4 protein-coding genes are annotated in these 5,601 nt (G+C 60.4%); 1 reads left to right on the forward strand and 3 read right to left on the reverse strand.

Annotated features, from left to right (window positions below):
• Window positions 1-113: 113 nt before the first annotated feature.
• From fusA to rpsL, 3 genes are all read right to left on the reverse strand, one after another.
• Window positions 114-2,219 carry an elongation factor G gene (fusA, locus tag QPK27_RS25035; protein ID WP_290420861.1) on the reverse strand — a complete coding sequence of 702 codons (2,106 nt, stop codon included), beginning with the start codon at window positions 2,217-2,219 and terminating at the stop codon, window positions 114-116.
• A 132-nt stretch (window positions 2,220-2,351) separates the two neighbouring features.
• Window positions 2,352-2,822, reverse strand: a complete 471-nt coding sequence (gene rpsG, locus QPK27_RS25040; protein ID WP_005663516.1) for a 30S ribosomal protein S7 — start codon at window positions 2,820-2,822, stop codon at window positions 2,352-2,354.
• Between the two features lie 146 nt (window positions 2,823-2,968).
• A complete protein-coding gene (gene rpsL / locus QPK27_RS25045; RefSeq protein WP_005663517.1) occupies window positions 2,969-3,352 on the reverse strand; it encodes a 30S ribosomal protein S12 in 384 nt (127 codons plus the stop codon).
• A gap of 372 nt (window positions 3,353-3,724) precedes the next feature.
• Here rpsL and QPK27_RS25050 point away from each other — a divergent pair, with 372 nt between their 5' ends.
• On the forward strand, window positions 3,725-5,527 hold the full coding sequence (locus QPK27_RS25050) for a phosphoethanolamine transferase (RefSeq protein ID WP_290420862.1): 1,803 nt from the start codon (window positions 3,725-3,727) through the stop codon (window positions 5,525-5,527).
• The last annotated feature ends 74 nt before the right edge of the window (window positions 5,528-5,601 follow it).

The raw sequence follows: 5,601 nt of genomic DNA on the forward strand, positions 1-5,601 counted from the left end.
ACGTGCGGCTTGGTCCGTTCGAATTTACCTTTTGCCATTTCCAAATTCCTTTAAGAGAAACGATATATTTTGTGATTCAGGGGAGACGGGACGTCCCATCCCCCCATTATGTATTACTTGGACTTCGCGGTGACGATGGCGTCAATCACGTGCTTCGGAGCTTCCGAATAGTGCTTGAATTCCATCGTGTAGGTCGCGCGGCCCTGGGTCGCCGAACGCAGCGAGGTCGAGTAACCGAACATTTCCGACAGCGGAACTTCGGCCTTGATGATCTTGCCGCCGCCGCCCGGGATTTCGTCCATGCCCTGCACCATGCCGCGACGCGACGACAGGTCGCCCATCACCGAACCGGCGTAGTCTTCCGGCGTTTCCACTTCCACGGCCATCATCGGCTCGAGGATGACCGGATTCGCTTTACGGCAGCCGTCCTTGAACGCCATCGAGCCCGCCATGCGGAACGCGTTTTCGTTCGAGTCGACGTCGTGGTACGAACCGAAGGTCAGGGTGACTTTAACGTCGACCACTGGGTAACCAGCCAGCACGCCGGTAGTCAGGGTTTCGCGCACACCTTTTTCGACTGCAGGGATGTATTCGCGTGGAACCACACCGCCCTTGATCGCGTCGATGAACTCGAAGCCTTTGCCCGGTTCTTGCGGCTCGATCGACAGGACTGCGTGACCGTACTGACCACGACCGCCCGACTGCTTGACGAACTTGCCTTCGACGTCGGTGACTGCCTTGCGGATGGTTTCGCGGTATGCAACCTGTGGCTTGCCGACGGTTGCTTCCACGTTGAACTCACGCTTCATGCGGTCAACGATAATTTCCAGGTGCAGCTCGCCCATACCACCGATGATGGTCTGGCCCGATTCTTCGTCGGTACGCACGCGGAACGACGGATCTTCCTGAGCCAGGCGGTTCAGCGCCAGGCCCATTTTTTCCTGGTCGGCCTTGGTCTTCGGCTCGACTGCCTGCTGGATCACCGGCTCAGGGAAGACCATCTTTTCCAGGATGATCGGCGCCGACGGATCGCACAGGGTTTCACCGGTGGTCGCTTCTTTCAGGCCCACTGCTGCGGCGATGTCGCCTGCGCGGACTTCCTTGATTTCTTCGCGCTGGTTGGCGTGCATCTGCAGAATACGGCCGACGCGTTCCTTCTTGCCCTTGATCGGGTTGAAGACGGTATCGCCCGAGTTGATGACGCCCGAGTACACGCGGAAGAAGATCAGCTGGCCGACGAACGGGTCGGTCATGATCTTGAATGCCAGCGCAGCGAACTTCTCGCTGTCGTCGGCCTTGCGGGTGACCGGCTGGTCGTCTTCGTCGGTGCCCGAGACCGGTGGGATGTCCACTGGCGACGGCAGGTATTCGATGACCGCATCCAGCATTGCCTGAACGCCTTTGTTCTTGAAAGCGGTACCGCACATCATCGGGACGATTTCGCCGGCGATGGTACGGGTACGCAGTGCTTTCTTGATCTCGGCTTCCGACAGTTCGCCTTCTTCGAGGTACTTGTTCATCAGGTCTTCCGACGCTTCAGCGGCGGTTTCGACCAGCTTCTCGCGCCACTCGTTGGCCTGGTCGACCAGCTCTGCAGGCACGTCGACGTAGTCGAACTTCATGCCCTGCGAAGCGTCGTCCCACAGGATCGCCTTCATCTTGACCAGGTCGACCACGCCCTTGAAGTTGTCTTCGGCGCCGATCGGGATCTGCAGAGGAATCGGGTTGGCCTTCAGGCGAGCGCGCATCTGCTCGTAGACCTTGAAGAAGTTCGCACCGGTACGGTCCATCTTGTTGACGAAGGCCAGACGCGGGACTTTGTACTTGTTAGCCTGACGCCACACGGTTTCCGACTGCGGCTGCACGCCACCGACTGCGCAGTAGACCATGCATGCGCCGTCCAGGACGCGCATCGAACGTTCCACTTCGATGGTGAAGTCGACGTGGCCCGGGGTATCGATGATGTTGAAGCGGTGCGGCTCGAAGTTGTTGGCCATACCCTTCCAGAAGCAGGTCGTCGCTGCCGAGGTAATGGTAATGCCGCGTTCCTGCTCCTGCTCCATCCAGTCCATGGTGGCGGCGCCGTCGTGCACTTCACCGATCTTGTGGTTCACGCCCGTGTAGAACAGGATGCGCTCGGTGGTGGTGGTCTTGCCGGCGTCAATGTGAGCGGAAATACCGATGTTACGGTAGCGCTCGATTGGGGTAGTGCGTGCCATAATTTTTCCTAAATCTTTGAATGGACAAAACCGAGCATCATCTTGATGATCAAAATGAGCCCGGCCTGAACAACTGATACTGCAGGGGCATGCGCGCCAGGAGAACGATCCCCCTGCGGTCTGCCCATTTTTTTAGAAGCGGAAGTGCGAGAACGCTTTGTTCGCTTCTGCCATGCGGTGCACTTCGTCACGACGCTTCATCGCGCCGCCGCGGCCTTCAGCCGCTTCCATCAGTTCACCACCCAGACGTTGCGGCATGGATTTTTCGCTGCGCTTGTTTGCGGCTTCGCGCAACCAACGCATGGACAGCGCCATACGACGAACCGGACGAACTTCCACTGGCACCTGGTAGTTGGCGCCACCGACACGGCGGGATTTGACTTCCACCAGCGGCTTGGCGTTGTTGATCGCGGTCGTGAACACTTCCAGCGGGTCTTTGCCCGACTTGGATTGAATGTGTTCGAATGCACCGTAGATGATGTTTTCTGCAACCGACTTCTTGCCGGACAGCATCAGAACGTTGACGAATTTGGCGACATCGGTGTTGCCGAATTTTGGATCCGGCAGGATCTCGCGCTTGGGTACTTCACGACGACGTGGCATTTCAATTCCTTCCTGTCTTCAGTTGAGTGCGGTAACCACACTCGCGAAAGGCCCTCATGACCCTTCACTTACTCGGCCTCGCGGCCGGCTCAACTTATCTAATTAATGTGACGTGTCGGTGACACGCTGCATTTGACTTTGAAAAATTACTTCTTCGCAGCCTTGGCACGCTTCGCACCGTACTTCGAGCGAGCTTGCTTACGGTCTTTCACGCCCTGGGTATCCAGTGCACCGCGGACCATGTGGTAACGCACACCCGGCAAGTCTTTCACACGGCCGCCGCGCAGCAGCACGACACTGTGTTCTTGCAGGTTGTGGCCTTCACCGCCGATGTACGAAATGACTTCGAAACCGTTGGTCAGACGCACTTTGGCGACTTTACGAAGTGCCGAGTTCGGCTTCTTCGGCGTGGTGGTGTACACACGGGTGCACACGCCGCGCTTTTGCGGGCAGTTTTCCAGTGCCGGCGACTTGCTCTTCACAACCGCAGCTTCACGCGGTTTGCGAATCAGTTGATTGATGGTTGGCATCGTTCCTAATCCAACAAAGTACTACTCATTGACGACCCGGGACGGCAAAAACACACTGGCCCGGGGGCTAAAACCTAGTCCCGTTGAGACTGACAACCGAGGCGACGAAAGCCGCTCAGCGAGGAGCGGCTGCGAATGCGTATACGATGTGCAGAATAAATCGAGAACTCGCGAGTATAGGCGCAATGTGACGATGGGTCAACCGATTTGCCGCTTCGCCATCCATCCTCGGGCAAATTGGTCGTAAACCGTGGCAACTGTGTCATCGCCGCGACAAGCTCGCTGTGCGAGAGAGCGGACCGGGCGTCCCGGCGCCAGCATTTCCGCAGATAAAGACGGCATAATAGCCGGCCTTGTTTGCCGGACCCGTCCATGCCGCCCCTGCCGCGCCCCGCGCACCTGTACCTGCTGCTGACCTACGCCCTGCTGTCGGCGATGCCGTTCGCCACGCTGCTGCTGGGCGAGCCGCTGGCGCAACCGTGGCGCGTGGCCGGCATCGGCGTGTTCTCGTGGATCGCGGTGTGGGCGCTGTTCAAGCGGCCGGCTTACTTCCACCCCTTGCTGCTGCCGGCCTTCCTGGCGCTGCCGCTGGAACTCTACCTGCTGGTGTATTACGGCCAGGGGATCTCGACCCACCATCTCGGCATCATGGCCGAGACCAGTCCCAGCGAGGCGCAGGAATTCCTGGGCAGTTCGGTGTGGCTGCTGGCGGCGGCGCTGATCGGTGTCGTGGCCTGGTGGGCCAGCACCTGGGCCGTGGCCTGGCGCACGCGCGCGCTGGACTGGGAAGACCGCTCGCGCTGGCTGGTGCTGGCGGTGCTGGGCGGCTGCGCGGCAGTGCTGCTATATAGCCAGCGCTTCGGCGTCATGCCAGAGGTGCCGGTGGGGGCGAGTGCGCGCGCCAGGGTGCATCTGGTGAAAGCCGATGGCGTACTGCCTGCCGCCCTGCCCCCGCTGCCGCATTGGATTCAGCCGCCGGTCGACCTGCGCGCGCTGGCGCAATCGTGGCCGTTCGGCCTGGCCGCGCGCGGGGTCGACTTCTATCGCGAGCGGGTCTACCTGGCGCAGCTGAACCGGCGCAGCGCCGCCTTCCGCTTCGGCGCGTATCAAGCGCAAGGCCAGGACGCGCCGCAAGTCGTGGTCATGGTGCTGGGCGAATCGTCGCGCTACGACCGCTGGAGCCTGAACGGCTACCAACGCGAGACCAATCCACTGCTGGCGCAAGAACGGAACCTGGTGATGCTGAGCGACGTGATCACACCGGTGTCCGCCACCCGGCTGTCGGTGCCGGTGATCATTTCGCGCAAGCCCGCGATGCAAAGCCTGAAAGACGGCTTTTCGGAAAAGTCCTTCCTGTCGGCGTTCAAGGAAGCCGGCTTCAAGACCTATTGGTTGTCGAACCAGGTCTCGTTCGGCAAATTCGACACGCCGGTGTCGGTGTTCGCGCGCGAGGCGGATGAAGTGGAATTCCTCAACCTGGGCGGTTTCAGCGACGGCGCCAGCTACGACGCCCAACTGCTGGAACCCTTGCGCCGCGCCGTGCACGACCCGGCGCAGAAGATCCTGGTCGTGCTGCACACGCTCGGCAGCCACTGGAACTACGCGCACCGCTATCCGAAGGAGTTCGATCGCTGGCAGCCGTCGCTCCACGGGATCGACAAGCCGGACTACACCAACGGCGCGCTGAAACCCCAGATCAACAACAGCTACGACAGTGCGATCCTGTACACCGACTGGTTCCTGTCGAACGTGATCGGGGTGCTGAAAGAGTCGGGCCTGACCTCGTCGCTGCTGTACGTGGCCGATCACGGCCAGACGCTGTACGACAAGTCGTGCAAGATCGCCTTCCACGGCCACAACACGCAATTCGAATTCCACGTGCCGGCCTTTGTCTGGTATTCGGACGCTTATCAGGAGCGCTTCCCGGCCAAGGTCGACCAACTCGGGCGCCATCGCAAGGCCAGGCTCTCGACCGAGAACATGTTCCACACCCTGCTCGACATGGCCGACGTGCGCTATCCCGGCGAGTCGCTGGAGCGCAGTTTCGTCAGCAGCCGCTTCAAGCGCCACAAGCGCTACGTGGACAGCTATGGCTGGACCGACTACGACGACTCCTATCTCAAGGGCGATTGCCGCGAAGTGATCTCGCGCGGCAAGCCGCTGCCGCGCGGGTAACGTACTGCTGCACGCACGTAGGGTTGGCGGCTGTGTATGGCACAGGGACATAGGTAACAGTTGTCTAGGGACAT

This window comes from Massilia sp. YIM B02443 (genome assembly GCF_030411955.1).
Classification (GTDB): domain Bacteria; phylum Pseudomonadota; class Gammaproteobacteria; order Burkholderiales; family Burkholderiaceae_D; genus Telluria.